The sequence below is a fragment of the Pseudomonas putida genome (assembly GCF_002906855.1).
In the GTDB taxonomy this organism is placed as follows: Bacteria; Pseudomonadota; Gammaproteobacteria; order Pseudomonadales; family Pseudomonadaceae; genus Aquipseudomonas; species Aquipseudomonas putida_N.
Genome location: NZ_MINI01000038.1, coordinates 1997326 through 2021626, shown reverse-complemented (window position 1 = coordinate 2021626; position 24301 = coordinate 1997326). Strand labels below are relative to the sequence as shown.

The 24301-nt window shown below is 63.1% G+C and carries 19 protein-coding genes; 6 read left to right on the top strand and 13 right to left on the bottom strand.

What is annotated here, in order from left to right; genetic code table 11:
* Positions 1–13 precede the first annotated feature (13 nt).
* The 3 genes from sthA to BGP85_RS21925 form a co-directional block, all read right to left on the bottom strand.
* Complete coding sequence (gene sthA, locus BGP85_RS21935) at positions 14–1408, bottom strand: Si-specific NAD(P)(+) transhydrogenase (RefSeq protein WP_103449829.1); 1395 nt, start codon at positions 1406–1408, stop codon at positions 14–16.
* A gap of 202 nt (positions 1409–1610) precedes the next feature.
* Entirely contained in the window at positions 1611–2582 is a 972-nt protein-coding gene (locus tag BGP85_RS21930) for an FAD:protein FMN transferase (RefSeq protein ID WP_103449828.1), read from the bottom strand.
* A 208-nt stretch (positions 2583–2790) separates the two neighbouring features.
* Entirely contained in the window at positions 2791–4254 is a 1464-nt protein-coding gene (locus BGP85_RS21925) for a glyceraldehyde-3-phosphate dehydrogenase (RefSeq protein WP_103449827.1), read from the bottom strand.
* Between the two features lie 169 nt (positions 4255–4423).
* Here BGP85_RS21925 and mfd point away from each other — a divergent pair, with 169 nt between their 5' ends.
* Genes mfd through BGP85_RS21910 form a run of 3 tightly spaced genes read left to right on the top strand, consistent with a single transcriptional unit; the run spans position 4424 to position 11768 of the window.
* Complete coding sequence (mfd, locus tag BGP85_RS21920; RefSeq protein ID WP_103449826.1) at positions 4424–7873, top strand: transcription-repair coupling factor; 3450 nt, start codon at positions 4424–4426, stop codon at positions 7871–7873.
* 9 nt (positions 7874–7882) lie between these two features.
* Complete coding sequence (locus tag BGP85_RS21915) at positions 7883–8455, top strand: CsiV family protein (RefSeq protein WP_103449825.1); 573 nt, start codon at positions 7883–7885, stop codon at positions 8453–8455.
* A 4-nt stretch (positions 8456–8459) separates the two neighbouring features.
* The gene (locus tag BGP85_RS21910; RefSeq protein ID WP_103449824.1) at positions 8460–11768 is read left to right on the top strand and encodes a DEAD/DEAH box helicase; all 3309 of its coding nucleotides are present in this window, start codon (positions 8460–8462) and stop codon (positions 11766–11768) included.
* 110 nt (positions 11769–11878) lie between these two features.
* On the opposite strand, the gene nagZ is transcribed toward BGP85_RS21910, so the two are convergent.
* Genes nagZ through BGP85_RS21895 form a run of 3 tightly spaced genes read right to left on the bottom strand, consistent with a single transcriptional unit; the run spans position 11879 to position 14172 of the window.
* Positions 11879–12877 carry a beta-N-acetylhexosaminidase gene (gene nagZ, locus BGP85_RS21905; protein ID WP_181004570.1) on the bottom strand — a complete coding sequence of 333 codons (999 nt, stop codon included), beginning with the start codon at positions 12875–12877 and terminating at the stop codon, positions 11879–11881.
* 22 nt (positions 12878–12899) lie between these two features.
* On the bottom strand, positions 12900–13424 hold the full coding sequence (locus tag BGP85_RS21900; RefSeq protein ID WP_103449822.1) for a L,D-transpeptidase: 525 nt from the start codon (positions 13422–13424) through the stop codon (positions 12900–12902).
* Between the two features lie 40 nt (positions 13425–13464).
* Positions 13465–14172 carry a TetR/AcrR family transcriptional regulator gene (locus BGP85_RS21895; RefSeq protein WP_103449821.1) on the bottom strand — a complete coding sequence of 236 codons (708 nt, stop codon included), beginning with the start codon at positions 14170–14172 and terminating at the stop codon, positions 13465–13467.
* Positions 14173–14384: 212 nt separating this feature from the next.
* Between BGP85_RS21895 and lexA the strand changes: the two genes are divergently transcribed.
* Together lexA and sulA are read left to right on the top strand one after the other, a co-directional pair.
* Entirely contained in the window at positions 14385–14993 is a 609-nt protein-coding gene (lexA, locus tag BGP85_RS21890; protein WP_103449820.1) for a transcriptional repressor LexA, read from the top strand.
* Between the two features lie 13 nt (positions 14994–15006).
* Positions 15007–15483: an SOS-induced cell division inhibitor SulA gene (gene sulA / locus BGP85_RS21885; protein ID WP_085674816.1), complete on the top strand. Its 477-nt coding sequence runs from the start codon at positions 15007–15009 to the stop codon at positions 15481–15483.
* Between the two features lie 39 nt (positions 15484–15522).
* Here the strand turns inward: sulA and BGP85_RS21880 are convergent, their stop codons facing one another.
* From BGP85_RS21880 to BGP85_RS21850, 7 genes are all read right to left on the bottom strand, one after another.
* Entirely contained in the window at positions 15523–15756 is a 234-nt protein-coding gene (locus tag BGP85_RS21880) for a hypothetical protein (RefSeq protein ID WP_004376430.1), read from the bottom strand.
* 50 nt (positions 15757–15806) lie between these two features.
* Positions 15807–16322, bottom strand: coding sequence for a DUF6586 family protein (locus tag BGP85_RS21875; RefSeq protein WP_103449819.1), 516 nt, complete (start codon positions 16320–16322; stop codon positions 15807–15809).
* Between the two features lie 88 nt (positions 16323–16410).
* Positions 16411–19023 carry a type I DNA topoisomerase gene (topA, locus tag BGP85_RS21870; protein ID WP_103449818.1) on the bottom strand — a complete coding sequence of 871 codons (2613 nt, stop codon included), beginning with the start codon at positions 19021–19023 and terminating at the stop codon, positions 16411–16413.
* Between the two features lie 100 nt (positions 19024–19123).
* A complete protein-coding gene (locus tag BGP85_RS21865) occupies positions 19124–19375 on the bottom strand; it encodes a DUF1653 domain-containing protein (protein ID WP_103449817.1) in 252 nt (83 codons plus the stop codon).
* A 79-nt stretch (positions 19376–19454) separates the two neighbouring features.
* Complete coding sequence (gene fadA / locus BGP85_RS21860; RefSeq protein WP_103449816.1) at positions 19455–20630, bottom strand: acetyl-CoA C-acyltransferase FadA; 1176 nt, start codon at positions 20628–20630, stop codon at positions 19455–19457.
* Between the two features lie 31 nt (positions 20631–20661).
* Complete coding sequence (gene fadB, locus BGP85_RS21855; protein WP_103449815.1) at positions 20662–22809, bottom strand: fatty acid oxidation complex subunit alpha FadB; 2148 nt, start codon at positions 22807–22809, stop codon at positions 20662–20664.
* A gap of 470 nt (positions 22810–23279) precedes the next feature.
* Positions 23280–23717 (bottom strand): hypothetical protein, encoded by a 438-nt coding sequence (locus BGP85_RS21850; RefSeq protein ID WP_103449814.1) that lies wholly within the window; start codon positions 23715–23717, stop codon positions 23280–23282.
* Between the two features lie 110 nt (positions 23718–23827).
* Between BGP85_RS21850 and BGP85_RS21845 the strand changes: the two genes are divergently transcribed.
* On the top strand, positions 23828–24268 hold the full coding sequence (locus tag BGP85_RS21845; protein ID WP_103449813.1) for a universal stress protein: 441 nt from the start codon (positions 23828–23830) through the stop codon (positions 24266–24268).
* Positions 24269–24301 lie beyond the last annotated feature (33 nt).

Genomic DNA, 24301 nt, shown 5'->3' with positions numbered 1-24301 from the left:
CGGCCGGAGCCGCTCAAAAAAGCCGGTTCAGGCCGTCGTAGGCAGCTACCCGATAGGCTTCGGCCATGGTCGGGTAGTTGAACGTGGTGTTGACGAAGTACTTCAGATTGTTCTGCTCACCCGGCTGGTTCATGATCGCCTGGCCGATGTGAACGATTTCCGAAGCCTGGTAGCCGAAGCAGTGCACGCCGAGGATTTCCAGGGTTTCGCGGTGGAACAGGATCTTCAGCATGCCTTGCGGCTCGCCGGCGATCTGTGCGCGCGCCATGCCCTTGAAGAACGCCTTGCCCACTTCGTATGGCACCTTGGCCTGGGTCAGCTCCTGCTCGTTCTTGCCGATAGAGCTGATCTCCGGGATGGTGTAGATGCCGGTCGGCACGTCGTTGACGAAGCGCCAGCTGCCGTTGTCGACGATGCTGCCGGAAGCCGAACGGCCCTGGTCGTGGGCAGCACTGGCCAGGCTTGGCCAACCGATCACGTCACCGGCGCCATAGACGTTCGGCACGCTGGTGCGGTAGGCCTCGTCGACCTCGATCTGGCCACGGCTATTGACCTTGATGCCGATGTTTTCCAGGCCCAGCTTGTCGGTGTTGCCGGTACGGCCGTTGCACCACAGCAAGGCGTCGGCCTTGATCTTCTTGCCCGACTTCAAGTGCAGGATCACACCATTGTCCAGGCCCTCGACACGCTCGTACTCTTCGTTGTGGCGTACGGTGATGTTGTTGTTGCTGAAGTGGTAGCTCAGCGCCTGGGAAATTTCCGAATCCAGGAAGCTCAGCAGCTGGCCGCGGTTGTCGACCAGCTCGACCAGCACGCCCAGGCCACTGAAGATCGAGGCGTATTCGCAACCGATTACCCCGGCACCGTAGACGATCAGCTTGCGCGGGGTGTGGCTCAGGCTGAGGATGGTGTCGCTGTCGTAGACGCGCGGGTGGTGGAAATCGATGTCCGCCGGGCGGTACGGGCGCGAGCCGGTGGCGATGATGATGTGCTTGGCGTTGAGCTTCTCGACCACGCCATTGGGGCAGACCACTTCGATGGTCTGCTCGTCGGCGAAGCTGCCCGTGCCGAAGAACAGGTCTACGCGGTTACGGGCGTAGTAGCCGGTACGTGAAGCGACCTGCTTGGCAATGACCTTCTCGGCGCTCTTGAGCACGTCCGGGAACGAGAACCAGCGCGGCTCACCGATGGCGCGGAACATCGGGTTGGTGTTGAACTGCATGATCTGCCGCACCGAGTGACGCAGCGCCTTGGACGGGATGGTGCCCAGGTGGGTGCAGTTGCCGCCGACCTGACGGCGGCTGTCGACCATTGCCACCTTGCGCCCCGCTTTGGCGGCGTTCATTGCCGCGCCTTCACCGGCCGGGCCGGAACCCAGCACCACTACGTCGTAGTTGTAGACAGCCATGCGTACTCCTTCAGAACTGGCCCGGGGTTACGGTTACCCGCGGGACTCGATCATGCCGCCGGGGCGTCATGAGAAAATTCGGGTGCAGTCTAATCAAGCGTGAACGCCGCGCACATTAACCCTTGGTCGCGTCGTAGGCCATTTTTACCTGCACTACATGTCATTCACCGATCCCTGGCGGCGATCATCCCTGCCAACGCTTTCAATCGCCTTTCACCGCCTGCTCGAATGCCGGGGTCGCTCGGGAGACGAAGCCACCTTCGCCCCGAGTCACCAAAACCGCAGCAAGATCATGGGCCAGGGCGAAATCCCAGCCGCGCTCCGGCCCCAGGATCAACAGCAGGGTCGAATAGCCATCAGCCTGCAGCGTCGAGGCATCGAGCACGGTAACCGCGGCCAGGTCGTGGTCGACCGGGCGCCCCTGGCGGGCATCGAAGGTGTGTGAATAGCGCCGGCCATTCTCCTCGAAATAGTGGCGATAGTCACCCGAGGTCGATACCCCCAGGCCATTGACCGGAATGATCTGACGGGCGATCTGGCGGTCTTCGCGGGGCAGTTCCAGGGCGATGCGCCAGGGGCTGCCATCGGGCTTGCGGCCCACGGCCTTGAGCTCACCGGTGGCTTCGGCGACGAAACTGGCCACGCCCATGGCGCGCAGGCGCTCGGCGATCAGGTCGACGGCATGGCCGGCAGCGATACTGTTGAAGTCCAGTTGTACCGGGGCGTCCTTGCACAGCGCCTGGCCGTCGACGCGCAGGTGATGATAGCCGACGCGCTGGCGTGCCTGGGCCAGGGCCTGCGGGGTGGGGAGCTGTTCGTGGCGGGCCTGCGGGCCGAAGCCCCAGAGGTCGAGCAGCGGCTCGACGGTGAGGTCGAAAGCGCCGTCACTCAGCTCTGCGAGGTGCTGGCCGAAGGCGACCAGTTCGAGCATGTCGGGCGGCAAGGCCATGCACTGGTTGGCGGGCAGCAGGTTGAACTGGCTGACCGTGGAGTCGCCGCGGTAGGTCGAGTAATGCTGATCGATGTCGTTGAGCAGGCTTTCGACCGCTGCCTGGACCTGGGCCGGGGCCGGGCCGCCGGGCTCGCGGACGTACTGGATGCTGTAGCTGCTGCCCATGGTCGGGCCGCCCAGGCGCTCCAGAGTCGGGCCCTGGTTGCAGGCGCTGAGGAGCATCAACAATATTGAAAGGAGTGCGCGCAATATCGAGTTCTCGATTGCCTGTGCCGGCCCTTTCGCGGGGCAAGCCCGCTCCTACAGGCGATCGCTTTTCCCTGTAGGAGCGGGCTTGCCCCGCGAAAGGGCCGGCACAGATGACCACAAATGCCAGGCAAAAAAAACGGGAACCCGAAGGTTCCCGTTTTTTCATGCGCTTACAAGCGAATCAGCGTGGAAACGCTGGCGGGTTCACACCCGACATCTCTTCCATCACGCGAACGACCTGGCAGCTGTAACCGAATTCGTTGTCGTACCAGACGTACAGGACAACGCGGTTGTCGTTGGCGATGGTCGCCTCGGCATCCACCACACCGGCGTGGCGCGAACCGACGAAGTCGGTCGAAACCACTTCCTGCGAGCTGACGTAGTCGATCTGCTTGTGCAGCTCCGAGTGCATGGCGGTCTGGCGCAGGTACTCGTTGATCTCGTCGCGGGTGGTCGGCTTCTCGAGGTTCAGGTTGAGAATGGCCATCGAAACGTTCGGCGTCGGAACGCGAATGGCGTTGCCGGTCAGCTTGCCCTTCAGCACTGGCAGTGCCTTGGCGGCAGCGGTGGCGGCGCCGGTTTCGGTGATGACCATGTTCAGCGGCGCGGCGCGGCCACGGCGGCTGCCCTTGTGGAAGTTGTCGATCAGGTTCTGGTCGTTGGTGAACGAGTGAACGGTTTCGACGTGGCCGTTGACGATGCCGTACTGGTCGTTGATGGCCTTGAGCACCGGCACGATGGCGTTGGTGGTGCAGGAGGCTGCCGAGATGATCTTGTCATCGGCAGTGATGTCGCCGTGGTTGATGCCGTGCACGATATTTTTCAGCGCGCCCTTGCCAGGTGCGGTGAGGATCACGCGGGCAGCGCCCGGGCAGGCCAGGTGCTGGCCCAGGCCGTCGGCGTCACGCCACACGCCGGTGTTGTCGACGATCAGCGCATTGTTGATGCCGTACTGGGTGTAGTCGACTTCGCTCGGGCTCTTGGCGTAGATGATCTGGATCAGGTTGCCGTTGGCAGTGAGGGTGTTGTTGGCTTCGTCGATGGTGATGGTGCCATCGAACGGGCCATGCACCGAGTCACGGCGCAGCAGGCTGGCGCGCTTGACCAGGTCGTTCTCGGCGCCCTTGCGCACGACGATGGCACGCAGGCGCAGGCCGTCGCCGCCACCGGTCTTCTCGATCAGGATGCGCGCCAGCAGGCGGCCAATGCGGCCGAAGCCGTACAGGACGACGTCGGTACCCTTGCGAGCCGAAGCGTTCTGCTGACCAACCACGTCGGCCAGTTCTTCACGGACAAACTGCTCGGCAGTTCGGCCATTGCCTTCCTGCTTGAACTTGTTGGCCAGCTTGCCCAGGTCGACCGAAGCGGCGCCCAGTTTCAGCTCGCTCATGGCCTTGAGCAGGGGGAATGTCTCGTGTACGGACAGTTCGGTCTCGTCGGTCTGACGGTGACGCGCAAAGCGGTGGGCTTTGAGGATCGAGATAACCGAACGGTTGATCAGGCTGCGGCCATAAATCGAGCTCACCACGTTGTTGTTGCGGTAGAGCTGACCGATAAGCGGGATCATCGCTTCAGCCAGAGCTTCACGATCAATCCACTCACCAAGACACTGGTCGGGCTTCTGAGTCACGGGAACCTTCCACATGTAGGGACAGAAAAAAGGGGCTACATTATGACGCCCCTGCGCGTAACCGGCAATGAGCGCCTGTCGCCGATGGCAAAGCCCGCAGTTCATGGCCTGTCGAGGCCTGACAGCAGGCACCGTCACCGGTACAATCGATCTCTTTGCCGCAACGCTTGGAGTGCAATCTCCCGTGTCAGTTCTGCGCCTTCCGCAAATGTCGGCCACGGCCGGCAAACAAACCTGGGGCAACCTGCCCGGTGCCGCCCTCAGCCTGGCCATCGCCGAGGCCGCCAGCAGCGCGGGCCGCTTCACCCTGCTGCTGACCGCCGACAGTCAGGCGGCCGATCGTCTGGAACAGGAGCTGCGCTTCTTTGCTCCGCAACTGCCGGTGCTGCCGTTTCCCGATTGGGAAACCCTGCCCTACGACCTGTTCTCGCCACACCAGGACATCATTTCCCAGCGTATCGCCAGCCTCTACCGGCTGCCGGAGCTGAGCCACGGCATTCTGGTAGTACCGATCACCACCGCCCTGCACCGCCTGGCCCCCACGCGCTTCCTGCTGGGCAGCAGCCTGGTGCTGGACGTGGGCCAGACCATCGACGTCGAACAGATGCGCACGCGCCTGGAAGCCACCGGCTACCGCTGCGTCGACACGGTCTACGAGCATGGCGAGTTCGCCGTGCGTGGCGCATTGATCGACCTGTTCCCGATGGGCAGCAAGCTGCCCTATCGCATCGACCTGTTCGATGACGAGATCGAGACCCTGCGCACCTTTGACCCGGAGACCCAGCGCTCGATCGACAAGGTCGACTCGATCCGCCTGCTGCCGGCGCGCGAGTTCCCCATGCAGAAGGAAGAGGTGACCCGCTTCAAGGCGCGCTTCCGTGAGCGCTTCGATGTCGATTTCCGCCGCAGCGCGATCTTCCAGGACCTGGCCAGCGGCATCATTCCCGCTGGCATCGAGTACTACCTGCCACTGTTCTTCGAAGAAACCTCGACCCTGTTCGACTACCTGCCCGCCGACACCCAGGTGTTCTCGCTGCCGGGCGTCGAGCAGGCTGCCGAGCACTTCTGGAACGACGTGCGCGGGCGCTATGAAGAACGCCGTGGCGACCTGACCCGCCCACTGCTGCCGCCGGCCGAACTGTTCCTGCCGGTGGAAGACTGCTTCGCCCAGCTCAAGCAGTGGCCACGGGTGGTGGTCAGCGCCGACGACCTCGAAGCCGGTGCCGGCCGCGAACGCTTCCCGGCGCGCGCCCTGCCCAACCTGGCCATCGAAGCCAAGGCCAACCAGCCGCTGGCGGCCCTGGCCGGGTTCCTCGACCAGTTCAGCGGCCGCGTGCTGTTCACCGCCGAATCGGCGGGCCGCCGCGAGGTACTGCTGGAGCTGCTCGAACGCCTCAAGCTGCGCCCGCAGACGGTCGACAGCTGGGCCGACTTCATTACCGGCCGGGAGCGCCTGGCGATCACCATCGCCCCGCTCGACGACGGCCTGCTGCTGGAAGACCCGGCCGTCGCTCTGGTCGCCGAGAGCCCGCTGTTCGGCCAGCGCGTGATGCAACGCCGGCGCCGCGAAAAACGCGGCGAGGCGGCCAACGACGCGGTCATCAAGAACCTCACCGAGCTGCGCGAAGGCGCACCGGTGGTGCACATCGACCATGGTGTGGGCCGCTACCTGGGCCTTGCCACCCTGGAGATCGACGGCCAGGCCGCCGAATTCCTCACCCTGGAATACGCCGAGGGCGCCAAGCTGTATGTGCCGGTGGCCAACCTGCACCTGATCGCCCGCTACACCGGCAGCGATGACGCCCTGGCGCCACTGCACCGGCTGGGTTCCGAAGCCTGGCAGAAAGCCAAGCGCAAGGCCGCCGAACAGGTTCGCGACGTGGCAGCCGAGCTGCTCGACATCTATGCCCGCCGCGCCGCGCGCAAGGGCTATGCCTTTGCCGACCCGGCTGCCGATTACGCCACGTTCAGCGCAGGCTTCCCGTTCGAGGAGACCCCCGACCAGCAAGCGGCGATCGAGGCGGTGCGCGTCGACATGCTGGCACCCAAGCCGATGGACCGCCTGGTGTGCGGCGACGTCGGTTTCGGCAAGACCGAAGTGGCCATGCGCGCAGCCTTCATCGCCGTGCACAGTGGCCGCCAGGTGGCGGTGCTGGTGCCAACCACCCTGCTTGCCCAGCAGCACTACAACAGCTTCCGCGACCGCTTCGCCGAATGGCCGGTGAAGGTCGAAGTGATGAGCCGCTTCAAGTCGGCCAAGGAAGTGGCCGCTGCGGCCGCCGACCTCGCCGAAGGCAAGATCGATATCCTCATCGGCACCCACAAGCTGCTGCAGGATGACGTGCGTTTCAAGGACCTGGGCCTGGCGATCATCGACGAGGAACACCGTTTCGGCGTGCGCCAGAAGGAGCAGCTCAAGGCCCTGCGCAGCGAAGTGGACATCCTCACCCTGACCGCCACGCCGATCCCGCGCACGCTGAACATGGCGGTGGCGGGCATGCGCGACCTGTCGATCATCGCCACCCCGCCGGCGCGACGCCTGTCGGTGCGCACCTTCGTCATGGAGCAGAACAAGAGCACGGTCAAGGAAGCGCTGCTGCGTGAGCTGCTGCGCGGCGGCCAGGTGTACTACCTGCACAACGATGTGAAAACCATCGAGAAGTGCGCCGCCGACCTGGCCGAACTGGTCCCGGAAGCGCGTATCGGCATCGGCCACGGGCAGATGCGCGAGCGCGATCTGGAACAGGTGATGAGCGACTTCTACCACAAGCGCTTCAACGTGCTGATTGCCTCGACCATCATCGAGACCGGCATCGACGTGCCCAGTGCCAACACCATCGTCATCGAGCGTGCCGACAAGTTTGGCCTGGCCCAGCTGCACCAGCTGCGCGGCCGCGTTGGCCGTAGCCACCACCAGGCCTACGCCTACCTGCTGACGCCGCAACGGCAGAAGATCAGCGCCGACGCCGAAAAGCGCCTGGAGGCCATCGCCAATACCCAGGACCTCGGTGCCGGCTTCGTGCTGGCCACCAACGACCTGGAAATCCGCGGTGCCGGCGAGCTGCTTGGCGAAGGCCAAAGCGGGCAGATCCAGGCGGTGGGCTTCACCCTGTACATGGAAATGCTCGAACGTGCGGTCAAGGCCATCCGCAAGGGTACCCAGCCCAACCTCGAGCAGCCGCTGGGCGGCGGCCCGGAAATCAACCTGCGCCTGCCGGCGCTGATCCCCGAGGACTACCTGCCCGACGTGCACGCCCGCCTGATCCTCTACAAGCGCATTGCCTCGGCGGCCGACGAAGAAGGCCTCAAGGACCTGCAAGTGGAGATGATCGACCGCTTCGGCCTGCTGCCCGAGCCGACCAAGAACCTGATGCGCCTGACCCAGCTCAAGCTGCAGGCGGAAACCCTCGGCATCAAGAAGGTCGACGCTGGCCCCAACGGCGGCAAGCTCGAATTCGAAGCCGAGACCCCGGTCGATCCGCTGACCCTGATCAAGCTGATCCAGGGCCAGCCCAAACGTTACAAGTTCGAAGGCGCAACGCAGTTCCGCTTCCTGGTACCGATGGAACGCCCCGAAGAACGCTTCAATACCCTGGAGGCGCTGTTCGAGCGCCTGACCCCAAAGCCTGCCTAAGGAAGATCCATGCGTGCCATCCGTTGCCTGACCCTGCTGCTCGCGCTGTTCGCGCCAGCCGCCTTTGCCGAAGGGATGTATCAGGTGGAAATGATCCTGGTGCGGCAGAACAGCGTGCCCGCCTTCACCAGCCCGTTCGCCCCGGAAGACTGGAGCGCCGGCGCCCCGCGCCTGGACAAGGGCGCCGAACGCCCGCTGGCCCTGCAGGACGAGGCCACCCGGCTGAAGGCCACCGCCGACTACACCGTGCTGTTGCACAAGGCCTGGCAGCAGCCGGTCAGCAGCGACACCAGCCGCATCGCCCTGGGCGTCGGCAACGAGCAGTTCGGCCACTTCCCCATCGAGGGCAACCTGGGCATTACTGCCGGTCGCTTCATCGCCGTAGAGGCCAACTTCTGGGTCAACCAGCTCGACAGCAACGGTAACGTGCTGCAAAGCGAGCAGTTCAAGCAGAGCAACAGCAACATGAAAGGCGGCCAGCTGACCTTCCTTGATGGCGGCCACCTGGCGCTGCTGCTGAAGGTCACGCCACCGGGCACGCCGAAGATGCCAGTGATGGACCCGGAGATGATGGAGCAGTAAGCCGATGAAGCATGATGCCTTGGCGTTGCTGAACGAATATCCGAACTGGACCCAATCGTTCAGCCAGGCAACCCTCAAGCGTGCCGAACGGTACGCCGAAGAAGGCAAGGTCGAGATCGAAAGCTGCTCGGGGGCGATCATCGAGGCCAACTGCAAAGGGAGCGAAGGCAACCATTATCGGCAAACCATCACCGTCAATGCCGTCAACGGCCGCTGCCACGTGCGCGGCCAGTGCAGCTGCCCCGTGGGGCACAACTGCAAACACTGCGCAGCCGCGCTCTTTTTACTGAGTGACCCGTACTCCACACCTGCGCAAAGCCAGGGCACACTGCCCGCTGAACTGCAGCGCTGGCTCACCGACCTGGAACAGGCGCCACCTAGAACCGCCGACTCGCAAGACAAACGCGGCCGCATGGTGTGCTATCAGCTCAAACTGACCGAAGGTGCAGGTTGCGCCTTGCAGGTACGCAAGGGCACGCGCACTGAAGATGGCATCCGCTACAGCCGCGTCCAGTCTCTTTACGAATTCCTGTACGAACCGCCGCGCTTCGTCACGGATGATGACATCCGCATTCTGCGTCTGTTGTCCGCACTCAATCAGGGCGGCTACCAGGACCGTGGCTATCCACTCAAAGGCCAGGAAGGAGGCGAGCTGTTCCAGCGCGCCCTGGAAACCGGCCGGATGTTTTTTGATGTCGATTTGCCGCTACTTCAGGAAGGTGCTGCACGCCCTGCCGAGTTTCGCTGGGTGCGCCTGGACAATGGCAACTACCGAGGCGTCTGGTGCAGCGGCGAAGAACGGTTGCTCTGCGTCATACCGTTGCTACCGCTTTACTATTTCGATGTCATGACCCGGGAAGTCGGCAGGGTCGAGCACACCCTGGACCCGCACATCGCCATGCAGCTGACGATCGCGCCCGATGTGCCGGAACACCTCGTGGTGCCCCTCAGCCATAAGCTAAAAGCCCTGAATCACCGGGTTCCCACGCCCACGACCGTAGATGTGCAAGTGATCGACGATATCCACCCCAAACCTCATCTGACCCTTGGCAGCCTCGAATTCAGTGCCTACACGCCCAAGACCGGGCGCATGCAACGGCAGATGCAGCACCGCGCCGCACTGGCGTTCGACTACGACGGCCTGCGCGCCAGCGGCAGCGACGACAAGCCATTGACCCGCCTGGTCGACGCCACCAGCCAGCGCATCCGCCGCCAGCCCCAGGCCGAGCAGGCGCTGCGCAAGGTGCTGCGCGACCTCGGTTTCAAGCCCGCCACCCGGCAGAGCAAAGCCTTGCCCGACAGCGCTGGCGAGATGCTCCAGCTGCCCGACGACGAGGCCTGGCTGCGCTTCGCCCGTGAGAGCCTGCCACGCTTGCGCGAGGCCGGCTGGGACATCGACACCCACCGCGACTTCGCCTTCAACCTGCAGGAGGTGGACGACTGGTACGCCAGCATCGACGAAGCGCCTGGGCATGAATGGTTCGACCTGGAACTGGGCATCGTGGTCGAAGGCCAGCGCCACAGCCTGCTGCCGATCGTGCTGCAACTGCTGCGTAGCAACCCCGAGCTGCTGCGCCCCAGCGAGCTGGCGCGGCGCAGCGACGACGAGCACCTGCTGATCGACCTCAACCGTGGCCGCCTGGACAGCCCGGCGCTGCGCGTCGCCCTGCCCTACGGCCGCATCAAGGCGGTGATGGGCACACTCGGCGAGCTGTACCTGCACGAGGATGCGGTCGGCCCGACCCTGCGCATGGACCGCGCCGACGCCGCACGCCTGAACGACATCGAACACCTGCCACTGCACTGGGAAGGCGGCGCCCATGTGCGCGACCTCGGCCGACGCCTGCGCGATGCCCGCGACTTGCAGGTCGAAGTGCCGGTCGGGCTCAACGCCACCTTGCGGCCCTACCAGCAGCAGGGCCTGAACTGGCTGCAGGCCCTGCGCGAAATGGGCACCGGCGGCATCCTTGGCGATGACATGGGGCTGGGCAAGACCCTGCAGGCCCTGGCCCACCTGCTGCTGGAAAAACAGGCCGGGCGCCTGACCGCCCCGGCACTGGCAGTGATGCCCACCAGCCTGGTGCCCAACTGGCTCGACGAAGCCCAACGCTTCGCCCCTGGCCTGCGTGTTCTGGCCCTGCACGGACCGGGCCGCAGCAAGCACTTCGCCAAGCTGCACGAATACGACCTGGTGCTCAGCACCTATGCCCTGGTACCACGCGACCTGGAACACCTGAGCGCTCAAGCCTGGCATGTGCTGGTGCTGGACGAGGCGCAGAACATCAAGAGCAGCACCAGCAAGGCCGCCCTCGCCGTCTGCGAGCTGCAGGCCAACCAGCGCCTGTGCCTGACCGGCACGCCAATGGAGAACAACCTGGGTGAGCTGTGGTCGATCTTCCACTTCCTCATGCCCGGCTGGCTGGGTGACGTGAAACGCTTCAACCAGGATTACCGCACCCCGATCGAACGCCACGCCGATACCGAGCGCCTGGCCCACCTGGTCAGCCGGGTGCGCCCATTCCTGCTGCGCCGCACCAAGGAACAGGTGGCCACCGAGCTGCCGGCCAAAACTGAAATGGTCCACTGGGTTGAACTCAGTGACGCCCAACGCGACACCTATGAAGCGGTGCGCGTGGCCATGGACAAGAAGGTCCGCGACGAAATCGCCCGCAATGGCGCGGCGCGCAGCCAGATCGTGATCCTCGACGCCCTGCTCAAGCTGCGCCAGGTGTGCTGCGACCTGCGCCTGGTCAAAGGTGTCGAGACCAAGGGCAACCAGGCCGACAAAGGCAAGCTAGGTGCGCTGCTGGAGATGCTCGAAGAGCTGCTCAGCGAGGGCCGCCGGGTTCTGCTGTTCTCGCAGTTCACTTCGATGCTGGCGCTGATCGAGCAGGAGCTGGAAAAGCGCAAGATCCGCTACAGCCTGCTTACCGGCGACACCCGCGACCGGCGCACGCCGGTGCAACAGTTCCAGCAGGGGGACAGCGAAGTATTCCTGATCAGCCTCAAGGCTGGGGGTGTGGGGCTGAACCTCACCGCTGCGGACACCGTGATCCACTTCGACCCGTGGTGGAACCCGGCCAGCGAGAACCAGGCGACCGACCGCGCCTACCGGATTGGCCAGGACAAGCCGGTGTTCGTGTTCAAGCTGATTACCCGGGGGACGGTGGAAGAGAAGATCCAGGCGCTGCAGCAGGAAAAGGCAGCACTGGCGGCGAGCCTGCTCGATGGTGGGCAGGCGGGGCAATGGCGGCTGGGGGATGAGGAGATCGAGGCGCTGTTTGCGCCGTTGCCAGGCAAGCGTGGGCGCTAGCCTGTACCGGCCTCTTCGCGGGACAAGCCCGCCCCTACAGGTAGCGCACCGTTCTTGAGGTAGGTGAAGTCCTGTAGGAGCGGGCTTGTCCCGCGAAGAGGCCAGTACAGTCAATCGACCAGTTGTGCGTCTTTCAAGGCCCCCAGGGCCTCCAACCAACGCGGCTGCTGGCGATAATCGGTACGCGCAAAACCACGCCCACGCATCTGCGCAATGCGCGGCGACGGCTTGACCTTCAAGCGCTGCGCTGCGGTCAACGCCAGCTCCGCCGCTGCCCGGTCGTTGCACACCAGGCCCATGTCGCACCCGGCGCTCAGCGCCGCCTCGATGCGATTGGCGGCATCACCAACCACATGCGCACCGGCCATGGACAGGTCGTCACTGAAGATCACTCCGTCAAAGCCCAGCTCGCCACGCAGTATGTCCTGCAGCCAGCGCCGCGAGAACCCGGCCGGCTGGTTGTCGACCTGCGGGTAGATCACATGCGCCGGCATCACCGCCGCCAATTGCCCGCTGAGGCGTGAGAACGGCACCAGGTCCGCCTGGCGCAGCTGATCGAGGCTGCGCTCGTCGGTAGGAATCGCTACGTGCGAATCCGCCTCGGCCCAGCCATGCCCCGGGAAGTGCTTGCCACAGGCCGCCATGCCCGCTGCATTCATGCCACGAATGAACGCGCCGGCCAGCTGTGTAGCACGCTCAGGGTTACCTTCGAAGGCACGGCTGCCTACCACCGCGCTGCGCTGGTGGTCGAGGTCGAGCACTGGAGCGAAGCTGAGGTCGAGGCCGACTGCCAGCACTTCGGTCGCCATCAGCCAGCCGCACTGCTCGGCCAGGTATTCGGCGTTGGCATTGTCGGCAATGGCGCGCATCGCCGGCAGGCGCACGAAGCCCTGGCGCAGACGCTGTACCCGCCCGCCTTCCTGGTCGACCGCCAGGATCAGGTCGGGGCGGATGGCGCGGATCGAAGCGCACAGCTCGCGCACCTGGCGCGGGCTGTCGATGTTGCGGGCAAAGATGATCAGGCCGGCCACTTCCGGCTGGCGCAGGAGCTGGCGATCTTCGGCAGTCAGCCATTTACCGGCGATATCCACCATCAGGGAGCCTTGCAGGCTGGCGGTCATAGGCAATCCTTCATTGCAGATTCAGTGAAGCCCACTGGGGGCAGGCGGCCTCGTCGATACGCACCGGGCAATGTGCCGGAACGCGCTCGAACAGGCCAAGCAGATCGGTGTTGCGCAAACGTATGCAGCCATGGGACAGCGGCACGCCCAAGGGTTCCGTGTCTGGCGTGCCGTGCAGATAGATATAGCGGCGAAAGGTGTCGACACTGCCCAGGCGGTTGATGCCCGGCTCGCAGCCACTGAGCCAGAGGATGCGGGTCAGGATCCAGTCACGCCCTGGATGCTGCGCGTGCAGCGCTGGCGACCAGACCTCGCCGGTCCAGCGCCGGCCTTGCAGCACGGCATTGACTGGCAAGCCCGCGCCGATCCGTGCACGCACCAGTTGCAGCCCTCGCGGCGTGCAACCCGAGCCGATGCGCTCACCCGCACCATTGCGCGCAGTGGACACCGCAAGGCGCACGCGCAGCTGGCCCTGGGCAAAGCCATAGAGGCACTGGTCGGCGAGGGAGATGTGCAGGAAATCGAGGTCAGGCATGGGCGCTAGCTTAGCCGAAGCGCCCCGCCCCGCCCAGCCTTCAGGCCTTGGCGGTGCTGCTGCCAGTCTTGCTCCGCGGGCGCAGCTGGGCACTGGCCATGGCGTTGTCGGTGACACCGGTGTCGGCACGCATGCCGGCGGCCAGGAACGGTACCATAAGGCGCATGACCTGCTCGATCGAAGTATTGATGCCGAAATCGGTCTCGGCAATGGCGCGCAACGCCTTGATCCCGGACATGCTGAACGCCGCAGCACCGAGCATGAAATGCACGCGCCAGAACAGCTCCAGCGGCGGAATGCGCGGTGCGGCTTCATTCACAAGCAGCATGTAGCGGCGGAACACCTTGCCGTACATGTCCTCAAGATAGCGCCGCAAGTGGCCCTGGCTCTGACTGAAGGCCAGGCCCAGCAGGCGCATGAAGATCGACAGGTCGTTATTGCTGCGCGGTTGCACGACTAGCGCCTGCTCCACCAGCATTTCCAGCAGCTCTTCGAGGCTGGGCTTTTGCTCGGGCTTGGCCTGACGCCGTTCCAGTTCGCGTTCCAGGCTGGCACAGAACGGCCCGAGGAAGCGCGAGAAGACCGCCTGGATCAGCGCCTTCTTCGAGCCGAAGTGATAGTTGACCGCTGCCAGGTTGACCCCGGCCTTGCTGGTGATCAGCCGCAATGAGGTTTCCGCGAAGCCTCGTTCCGCGAACAGCTGCTCGGCAGCATCGAGGATGCGTTCAACGGTTTCAGATTGGGCCATCACTACTCCGCCAGACAGAGACAAACAGGTGTTTGAAACATACGTTTCAGGCCTGCTTATGTCAAGGCTCGGTGACTGGGCGGTCGCCATTTAAAAGCGCCAGACTGCAGGCTGCAAGTGTCATCCTGCGTATTTCCCGTTGCTTTGTGCTTGCAGCGCATCCAGTACTGTATATAATTCCAGTCACTGTATAAAAAGACAGAGCGCCTGCCATGTTGAAACTGACGCCACGCCAAGCCGAGATCCTCGCCTTCATCAAACGCTGCCTCGAAGACAACGGCTTCCCTCCGACGCGTGCGGAAATCGCTCAGGAGCTGGGCTTCAAGTCGCCGAACGCCGCCGAGGAGCACCTCAAGGCCCTCGCCCGTAAAGGCGCGATCGAAATGACCCCGGGCGCTTCCCGCGGCATCCGCATCCCGGGTTTCGAGGCCAAGGCCGAAGAAAACGGCTTGCCGATCATCGGCCGCGTAGCGGCTGGCGCCCCTATTCTCGCCGAGCAGCACATCGAGCAATCCTGCAACATCAACCCGACCTTCTTCCACCCCCCCGCCGACTATTTGTTGCGCGTGCACGGCATGAGCATGAAGGATGTCGGCATCTTCGACGGCGACCTGCTGGCCGTGCACACTTGCCGCGAAGCCCGTAATGGCCAGATCGTCGTCGCCCGCATCGGCGATGAAGTGACCGTCAAGCGCTTCAAGCGCGAAGGCAGCAAGGTCTGGCTGATCGCCGAAAACCCCGAGTTCGCCCCCATCGAAGTCGACCTGAAAGAACAGGAACTGGTGATCGAGGGTTTGAGTGTCGGCGTCATTCGCCGCTGATCCAGGAGGCGTCATGCAGCAGTCTATCCAAGCACATCAGCAGGTCCAGCTTCCACTGTTCGAAGCGTTTCTCGCCCAGCCGGTACTGCCAGGCCTGAAGGCCAGCGAGCAGGCACGCAAGAGCAGCCATCCGGAGCTGTTCAGCGAGCTGTCCCTGCGTGGCGCCCCCGAACACTGCCAGAGCCTGTTGGCACCGGTGCTGCGCGAGCTGAGCGAAGAGGAAGAAGCCCGCTGGCTGACGCTGATCGCTCCACCGGCCAGCCTGACCCAGGCCTGGCTGCGCGATGCCGGGCTCAACCGCGAACGGATCCTGCTACTACATCCCCGCGGCAATCAAAGCGCGCTGCAACTGGCTTGCGAAGCGCTGCGCCTGGGCCGCAGCCACACGGTCGTCAGCTGGCTTGGCAGCGTCAACGCTACCGCTCGCCAACAACTGTTACGTGCAGCCAGTGCCGGAAACGCACAAAGCCTGAACATCCGCCTCGGCTGATGTTCAGGCTTTGCCTGTGAAGCAGTACAAGCAGACGCTCTAGTGGAGCACGCGCGGCCCTTCGTCGCGCTCCAGCTCACCATCCATCAGGCGACCAGCCATCTGTACGCCAACGCTCAGCATGGCCTTGGCAACTTCGACATGTTGGCCCTGCAGGAACGCCTTGGCGTCTTCCGAGAAATCCAGGGTTACCAGGGAGCCTTCATCCTCGGCGCGACGCAGCTCGATACGGCCATCAGGCAACTCGACAATTTCCAGAAACGACGTAGACATATAGGGCTGTTCTCCACGAAAGGCGGCTAGTGTACCAGCCGTTGCGGCTATCAGCACTCACTCAACGCGTCGCGGAAACGTCTCACCAAGCCTTTTAGGTTATTACGCCAGCTTTCCAGCTCTTCCCGCGAAAGCGCTGGGTGCTCGGGCTCATCGAGATTGACGGCCTGAATCAGTGGCTGGGTAACGTCGGTTTTTGCTGCTTTTTTCGCGACCGGTGGTCGGAACAAATCGGCATAAGCGCTGAGCAGTTGCGCCAACCAGGTTTCGCGTTGGCGAACCAGCTCCAGCATCTCTGCAACTTCAGGAATGGCGATGTTGTTCAGCGCATCGTCGGCTAGCGCCTGCTCGACCGAAGCCACCACGGGCAGGCGGTAGAAACCGCCGATTTCATGACACAGCCCCAACAGCGCGCCGTACAGGTGGAACAGCGCCGACTCGCGCTCGGCCTGGACCAGGCCTTGGGCGTTCATGGCCTGGCTCTGTTCGGCCTTGGCCATCGACTCCAGGGCGAGGCCTGCGAAGAACAGTTTCTGGTTGGTGCGGGTGTAGAGTTCCTGGGCCATTTCAGTGCCCTCCGTGAGGCTGCAAGGCGGATAGCTGCATCATAAATGATTGGGGCCGCAAAGCGGCCCCAATCACAGCACTGATGGATCAGCGCTTGTCTTCAACCTTCCACGCACCACCGTCGTAGAAAGCCTTCCAGCCAGTCGGCTTACCATCGACCTCGGACTGCACATACTGCTCCTTGGTCTTGCGGCTGTAACGAATCACCGCCGGGCGACCTTCAGGGTCCTTCTGCGGCGCATCGCACAGGAAGTGGTACTTCGGATCGATCTCGTGCTTGTGCGGCACGATCTCCAGCACCAGCGGTGCCCGGGTCTCGCGGTTTTTCGGGAACTGGCTGGCAGCCAGGAACAGCCCCGAAGCGCCGTCACGCAGCACGTAAGTGTCGTCGACCTTCTCGCACTTGAGCTCCGGCATTTCCACCTTGTCCATCTTAGGTGGCGCCGCCTCACCGCTCTTGAGCAGTTTGCGGGTGTTCTTGCACGTCGGGTTGGTGCAACCGAAGAACTTGCCGAAACGGCCCGTCTTGAGCTGCATTTCGCTACCGCACTTGTCGCACTCCAGGCTCGGCCCTTCGTAGCCCTTGATACGGTAGCTGCCCTCTTCGATTTCGTATCCGGCGCAATCCGGGTTGTTACCGCAGATGTGCAGCTTGTGCTTCTCGTCCAGCAGGTAGGCATCCATCGCCGTGGCACAGATCGGGCAGCGGTGCTTGCCGAGCAGCACGCGCGATTCCGATTCACCCTCGTCGTCCGCGGCAATCTCGTCGCCCGGCACCAGGTTCACGGTCGCCTTGCAACGCTCTTTCGGCGGCAGGCTGTAACCCGAGCAACCGAGGAACACGCCAGTGGAAGCGGTGCGGATCATCATCGGCCGGCCGCATTCCTTGCACGGAATGTTGGTCATGGTCGGCTGATTGGCACGCATGCCGCTTTCGGCGGATTCGGCAGTCAGCAGCTTCTTGCTGAAGTCGCCGTAGAACTCGTCGAGCACGTTCTTCCAGTCACGCTCGCCCTGGGCCACGTCGTCGAGGTTCTCTTCCATGCCGGCGGTGAAGCCGTAGTCCATCAGGTTGGAGAAGCTTTCCGACAGGCGCTCGGTGACGATGTCGCCCATCTTCTCGGAGTAGAAACGGCGGTTGTGCAGGGTGACGTAACCGCGGTCCTGGATGGTGGAAATGATCGCCGCATAGGTCGACGGGCGGCCAATGCCGCGCTTTTCCATTTCCTTGACCAGGCTGGCTTCAGTGAAGCGCGCTGGCGGCTTGGTGAAGTGCTGGCTCGGGTCGAGCTGAATCAGCTTGAGCGCCTCGCCCTGGGCCATTTCCGGCAGCACATCGTCTTCGCCCGGCTTGCTCTGTTGTGGCAGCACGCGGGTGTAACCGTCGAACTTGAGGATGCGGCCCTTGGCGCGCAGCTCGAAGTCACCAGCGGCCACGGTAACGCTGGTGGACAGGTATTGCGCCGGTGGCATCTGGCAGGCCAGGAACTGGCGCCAGATCAGCTCGTACAGGCGCTCCGCGTCCCGTTCCATGCCGCTGAGCTTGGTCGGATGGGTGTTGACGTCGGAAGGGCGAATCGCCTCGTGCGCTTCCTGGGCGCCTTCCTTGCTGCCATACACCAGCGGGGCTTCCGGCAGGTACTGCTTGCCGAACTCGCGCTCGATGTAGCTGCGCGCCATGTCCAGGGCGTCGGCCGACAGGTTGGTCGAGTCGGTACGCATGTAGGTGATGTAACCCGCTTCATACAGACGCTGGGCCATCATCATGGTCTTCTTCACCCCGAAGCCCAGGCGGTTGCTCGCGGCCTGCTGCAGGGTGGAGGTGATGAACGGGGCCGACGGCTTGCTGCTGGTCGGGCGGTCTTCGCGCTTGATCACGCTGTAGCTGGAAGCCTTGAGCTTCTCCAGCGCGGCCATGGCCTGGGCTTCGTTCAGCGGCTTGAAGGCTTCGCCCTTCTCGCGCGCCACTTCGAAGCGCACCTTGGCGCTCTTGGCAGTGCCGAGATCGGCATGCACTTCCCAGTATTCTTCCGGGACGAAGGCACGGATCTCGCGCTCACGCTCGACCACCAGCTTCACCGCCACCGACTGCACGCGGCCGGCAGACAGGCCTCGGGCGATCTTGGCCCACAGCAGCGGCGAGACCATGTAGCCCACCACGCGGTCGAGGAAGCGCCGCGCCTGCTGGGCATTGACCCGGTCGATGTCCAGCTCGCCCGGCTGCGAGAACGCTTCCTGGATAGCCTTCTTGGTAATTTCGTTGAACACAACGCGCTTGTAGCGGGTGTCGTCACCACCGATGGCTTCGCGCAGGTGCCAGGCAATGGCTTCCCCTTCGCGGTCCAAGTCGGTTGCGAGATAGATGGTGTCGGCATCCTTGGCCAGGCGGCGCAGCTCTTCGATCACCTTTTCCTTGCCGGGAAGGATCTCGTACTTGGCCTTCCAGCCGTGCTCGGGGTCGACGCCCATGCGCGCCACCAGCTGGCGACGGGCCTTTTCTTTTGGCGACAGCGCCGGAGCCTCACCCGCAGCGGCCTTGCCACGCTTGGCGGCCGGCTCTTTGCTTGCGCTGGCCGAACCGCTGGTGGGGAGGTCTCGGATATGGCCGATACTCGACTTCACCACGTACTGGTTGCCCAGGTACTTGTTGATGGTCTTGGCCTTGGCCGGGGATTCCACAATGACCAGCGATTTGCCCATGGATCGGAGTATTCCTGAATCTGAAGATGAAAAACGCGTCAGGTGCCAGACGCGGCACCGCTATATATAGTGGCAAAAGAGTGAGGTCAAGCGTGGTCGATCACGCTTGCGACTTGCCAGACAGCTCGGGCAGCCCTTCTTCGGCCTTGACCAAAGCAAAGCGCGGCACCTGCTCGCCGTCAACCTCGACGGACTCCAGGAACATCGCAAGGGGCCTTACCCAGAAACTGTAATCACCATACAGGCATTGGTAGAAGACCATCCACTCTTCGTTCTCGGAGTGCCGTGCAACACTGAAGACACGGTACTCAGGCCCTTTGTAATGCCGGTATACGCCTGGTTGTATCTGCATGTCGCCCTTCCTCTTGAAACAAATTCTGTAAAAAACAAAAACCGGGGCACAAGGCCCCGGCTGCTGTCCCGCAACGCGATCAGACGCGTTCGAAGACAGTGGTGATACCTTGGCCGAGGCCGACGCACATGGTCGCCACGCCCAGAGTACCGCCGTTCTGCTTCATGACATTGAGCAGGGTGCCGGAAATACGTGCACCAGAGCAACCGAACGGATGGCCCAAAGCGATGGCGCCGCCGTGCAGGTTAACCTTCTCATCCATCTTGTCGAGCACTTTCAAGTCTTTGAGCACTGGCAGGGCCTGTGCGGCGAAGGCTTCGTTGAGCTCGATGAAGTCGATATCGGCCATGGTCAGGCCGGCGCGCTTGAGGGCTTTCTGGGTCGCTGGCACCGGGCCGTAGCCCATGATCGCCGGGTCGACACCGGCTACCGCCATCGAGCGGATCACCGCCAGTGGCTGGATGCCCAGGTCCATGGCGCGCTGGCCAGACATGACGATCATGCACGAAGCACCGTCGGTAATCTGCGACGAAGTACCGGCCGTCACGGTGCCGCCTTTGGGGTTGAACGCCGGTTTCAGCGACGCCAGGCCCTCGAGGGTGGTCTCCGGGCGAATGGTCTCGTCGAAGTCGAAAACCTTCAGGAAACCGTTCTCGTCATAGCCCTGCATCGGGATGATCTCGTCCTTGAACTTGCCTTCGACCGTCGCCTTGTGGGCGAGCTGGTGCGAACGCAGGCCGAACAGGTCCTGTTGTTCACGGCTGATGCCATGCATCTTGCCCAGCATCTCGGCGGTCAGGCCCATCATCCCGGACGCCTTTGCCGCGTGCAGCGACATGTGCGGGTTGGGATCGACCCCATGCATCATGCTGACGTGGCCCATATGCTCGACGCCGCCGACCACGAATACATCGCCGTTGCCGGTCATGATCGCCTGGGCAGCGGTTTGCAGCGCGCTCATCGACGAGCCGCACAGGCGGCTGACGGTCTGCGCGGCCGAAGTGTGCGGGATCTGGGTCATCAGCGACGCCATGCGGGCGATGTTCCAGCCCTGCTCCAGGGTCTGGTTGACGCAGCCCCAGATCACGTCTTCGACTTCTTTCGGGTCGACCTTGTCGTTGCGCTCCAGCAGCTTGCTGATCAGGTGCGCGGACATGTCTTCGGCGCGGGTGTTGCGGTGCATGCCACCCTTGGAGCGGCCCATGGGGGTGCGACCGAAGTCGACAATCACCACGTCTCTTGGATTCAGGCTCATATCAAATCTCTCGCTCTAGCTCGTTGACCACTCAGTTGAAGAAGCGCTGGCCGTTCTTGGCCATTTCGCGCAGCTTCGCGGTCGGGTGGTACAGCGGCCCCAGGTCGGCGTACTGGTCGGCCAGGGCAACGAATTCGGCCACACCGATCGAGTCGATGTAACGCAGCGCACCACCGCGGAATGGAGGGAAACCAATGCCATAGACCAGACCCATGTCGGCTTCGGCGGCGGTTTCGACGATGCCGTCTTCCAGGCAACGCACGGTCTCCAGGCACAGTGGCACCATCATCCAGTTGATGATGTCTTCGTCGGTCACTTCACGCTGCTCGAAGACGATCGGCTTGAGCACATCCAGCACGGTGGCATCGAAGACTTTTTTCGGCTTGCCGCGTTTGTCAGTCTCGTAGGCGTAGAAACCCTTGCCGTTCTTCTGGCCCAGGCGGTTGGCCTCGTACAGCGCGTCGACGGCCGAGCGGCGCTCGTCCTTCATGCGGTCCGGGAAGCCTTCGGCCATCACATCGCGGCCGTGGTGACCGGTGTCGATGCCGACCACGTCCATCAGGTAGGCCGGGCCCATCGGCCAGCCGAACTTCTCCATGACCTTGTCGATGCGCACGAAGTCCACGCCAGCGCTGACCAGCTTGGCGAAACCGCCGAAGTACGGGAACAGCACACGATTGACCAGGAAGCCCGGGCAGTCGTTGACCACGATCGGGTTCTTGCCCATCTTCTTGGCGTAGGCCACGGTAGTGGCGACGGCGACTTCACTGGACTTCTCGCCACGGATCACTTCCACCAGCGGCATCATGTGCACCGGGTTGAAGAAGTGCATGCCGACGAAGTTTTCCGGGCGCTTGAGCGCCTTGGCCAGCAGGTTGATGGAAATGGTCGAGGTGTTGGAGGCGAGAATCGCATCTTCCTTCACCTGGCCTTCCACGTCGGCCAGCACGGCTTGCTTGACCTTCGGGTTCTCGACCACGGCTTCGACGACGATGTCGACGTTGGCGAAGTCGCCGTACGACAGGGTCGGACGAATGGCGTTGAGTGCCTCGGCCATTTTCGCCGGGGTCAGGCGGCCTTTCTCGACGCGGTTGCCGAGCAGCTTGGAGGCCTCGTTCAGGCCCAGCTGGATAGCTTCCTCGCGGATGTCCTTCATCAGGATCGGGGTGCCCTTGACCGCCGACTGGTAGGCGATGCCGCCACCCATGATGCCGGCGCCGAGTACGGCGGCCTGCTTCACGTCGTGGGCGATTTCGTCATGGGCCTTGGCCTTGCGCTTGAGTTCCTGGTCATTCAGGAACAGGCCGATCAGGCTTTCGGCAACCGAAGTCCTGGCCAGCTTGGCGAAGCCAGCCGCCTCGACTTCCAGGGCCTTGTCGCGGCCGAAATTGGCGGCCTTCTGGATGGTCTTGATGGCTTCGACCGGCGCCGGGTAGTTCGGGCCAGCCTGGCCAGCGACGAAGCCCTTGGCGGTCTCGAAGGCCATCATCTGCTCGATGGCGTTGAGCTTGAGCTTTTCCAGCTTGGGCTGGCGCTTGGCCTTGTAGTCCAGCTCGCCGCTGATGGCGCGTTTGATCAGGTCCAGGGCACCGGCCTGCAGCAACTCAGGAGCTACCACAGCATCGACGGCGCCGACCTTCAGGGCGTCTTCGGCACGGTTTTCCTTGCCGGCGGCGATCCACTCGATGGCGTTGTCCGAGCCGATCAGGCGCGGCAGGCGTACGGTGCCGCCGAAGCCTGGGTAGATGCCCAGCTTGACTTCCGGCAGGCCGATCTTGGCGCTGGTGGACATGACCCGGTAGTCGGCTGCCAGGCACATTTCCAGGCCGCCGCCCAGTGCGATGCCATTGATGGCCGCCACGGTCGGCACTTCGAGGTCTTCGAAGGCATTGAAGATGCGGTTGGCTTCCAGGTTGCCGGCAACCAGTTCGGCCTCGGGCAGCTTGAAGTTTTCGACGAACTCGGTGATGTCGGCGCCGACGATGAACACGTCCTTGCCACTGCTGACGATCACGCCTTTCACCGAGGCGTCGGCCTTGATGGCATCGACGGCCTGGCGCAGCTCGTCCAGGGTCAGGCGATTGAACTTGTTGACGGACTCACCCTTGAGGTCGAACTTCAGTTCGACGATGCCGCTTTCAAGAGCCTTAACCGTGATGGCTTTACCTTCGTAAATCATCAACTGATCTCCACGATATGGAAGCTGAACTGTACACGCCGATCGCTGGTGGAAGAGTAGGTCTTGCCGCCCTTGCCCCAGGCACACCCGTCAGCGCGCTAGTCGGGATTCTGTATGAGCGGTGTGACATACAAACGCTCAATTCATACGCCCGTTTGATTTGGGTATGCACACATTCTCCGAAAAGATCGGCGTTGTCAAATGCTCACGAACGGGGTGAAAACGCGACTTTCCGGTCATTTTGAATCGCCGTAGCACAAAACATGATGACAGTGATTACCGATCATTCATGTCAGCGATTGACCACAAGCAAACGGACGGGACTGCAATTTTTTCATGCAGTGGGCCAGGCAGTGGCTACACTGCGACTGGATTCAACAATTTCCCGGCCTGCCTGGCCTTTTCTGCGCTGCAGAAACGACAAAGCGGCAACCTGGTAACTACCGGGTTGCCGCTTTGTCGTTATGCCATCAAGCGAGGGTGTCGAAGGCGTGGGCAATATCCTGCAATACAGATTCATCCCCGCGTTCGCTCCAGTACAGGGCGATCATGCGCTTGTCGGCCTCGACCTTGTAGACGGTCTCCGGCAGGCGCGCGAACACCTCGTTCAGGCGCGGCTCCTCGCACACTTCCTTCCACTGGTTCCACCAGACGCCAGGGCTGACCTGCCAGTAGCACCAGCTGTCTTCATGCCCCCGACGGCGCCCACGGTGGTACTGCGGGCACGGGCTTGGCGGCTCATTTTCCAGCCAGTGCGGCCACTGCTGCGGTGCCAGCTGCATGGCCAGGCCCATGCGCCGCGCCTCCAGGCGCAAGCTCATCTGCTGCCCCTGCTTGCGCGACAGGCGCAACCAGGAAAGCGGACTGAGCACCAGCGCAAGGATTGACACCACTAGCCATACCGTCATATCTGTAGATTCCATAAAGCGTTGCAAATGAGCGGGTTACTCAGTATTCACGGATGACCTGCCGGAAAGCGACCATACTTCTACTATCGCGATTGTCAGGAGTACAGCTCATGTCCTACGAACATCTTCTGGTCGCTGTCGACCTTACCGAAGAATGCGATCCGGTGATCAAGCGCGCCATGAAGCTCGCCGAACCCACTGGCGCCAAGGTCTCGCTGGTGCATATCGTCGAACCGATGGCCATGGCCTTTGGCGGCGACGTGCCGATGGACTTGTCGCAACTGCAACAGCAGCAGTTCGACCAGGCCAAGGAGCGCATGGACCGCCTGTTCAACAAGTACCCCGACATCAAGCGTGGCGACTCGCACCTGACCTACGGCCAGCCGCGCCAGGAAATCCACCAGTTGGCCAAGGATCAGAAGTGCGACCTGATCGTGGTCGGCAGCCATGGCCGCCATGGCCTGGCATTGCTGCTGGGCTCCACCGCCAACGACGTGCTGCACGGGGCGCCGTGCGATGTGCTGGCGGTGCGACTGCAGAAGAAAGAGTGATGTAGCCAGGACAGGCCTCTTCGCAGGTTTACC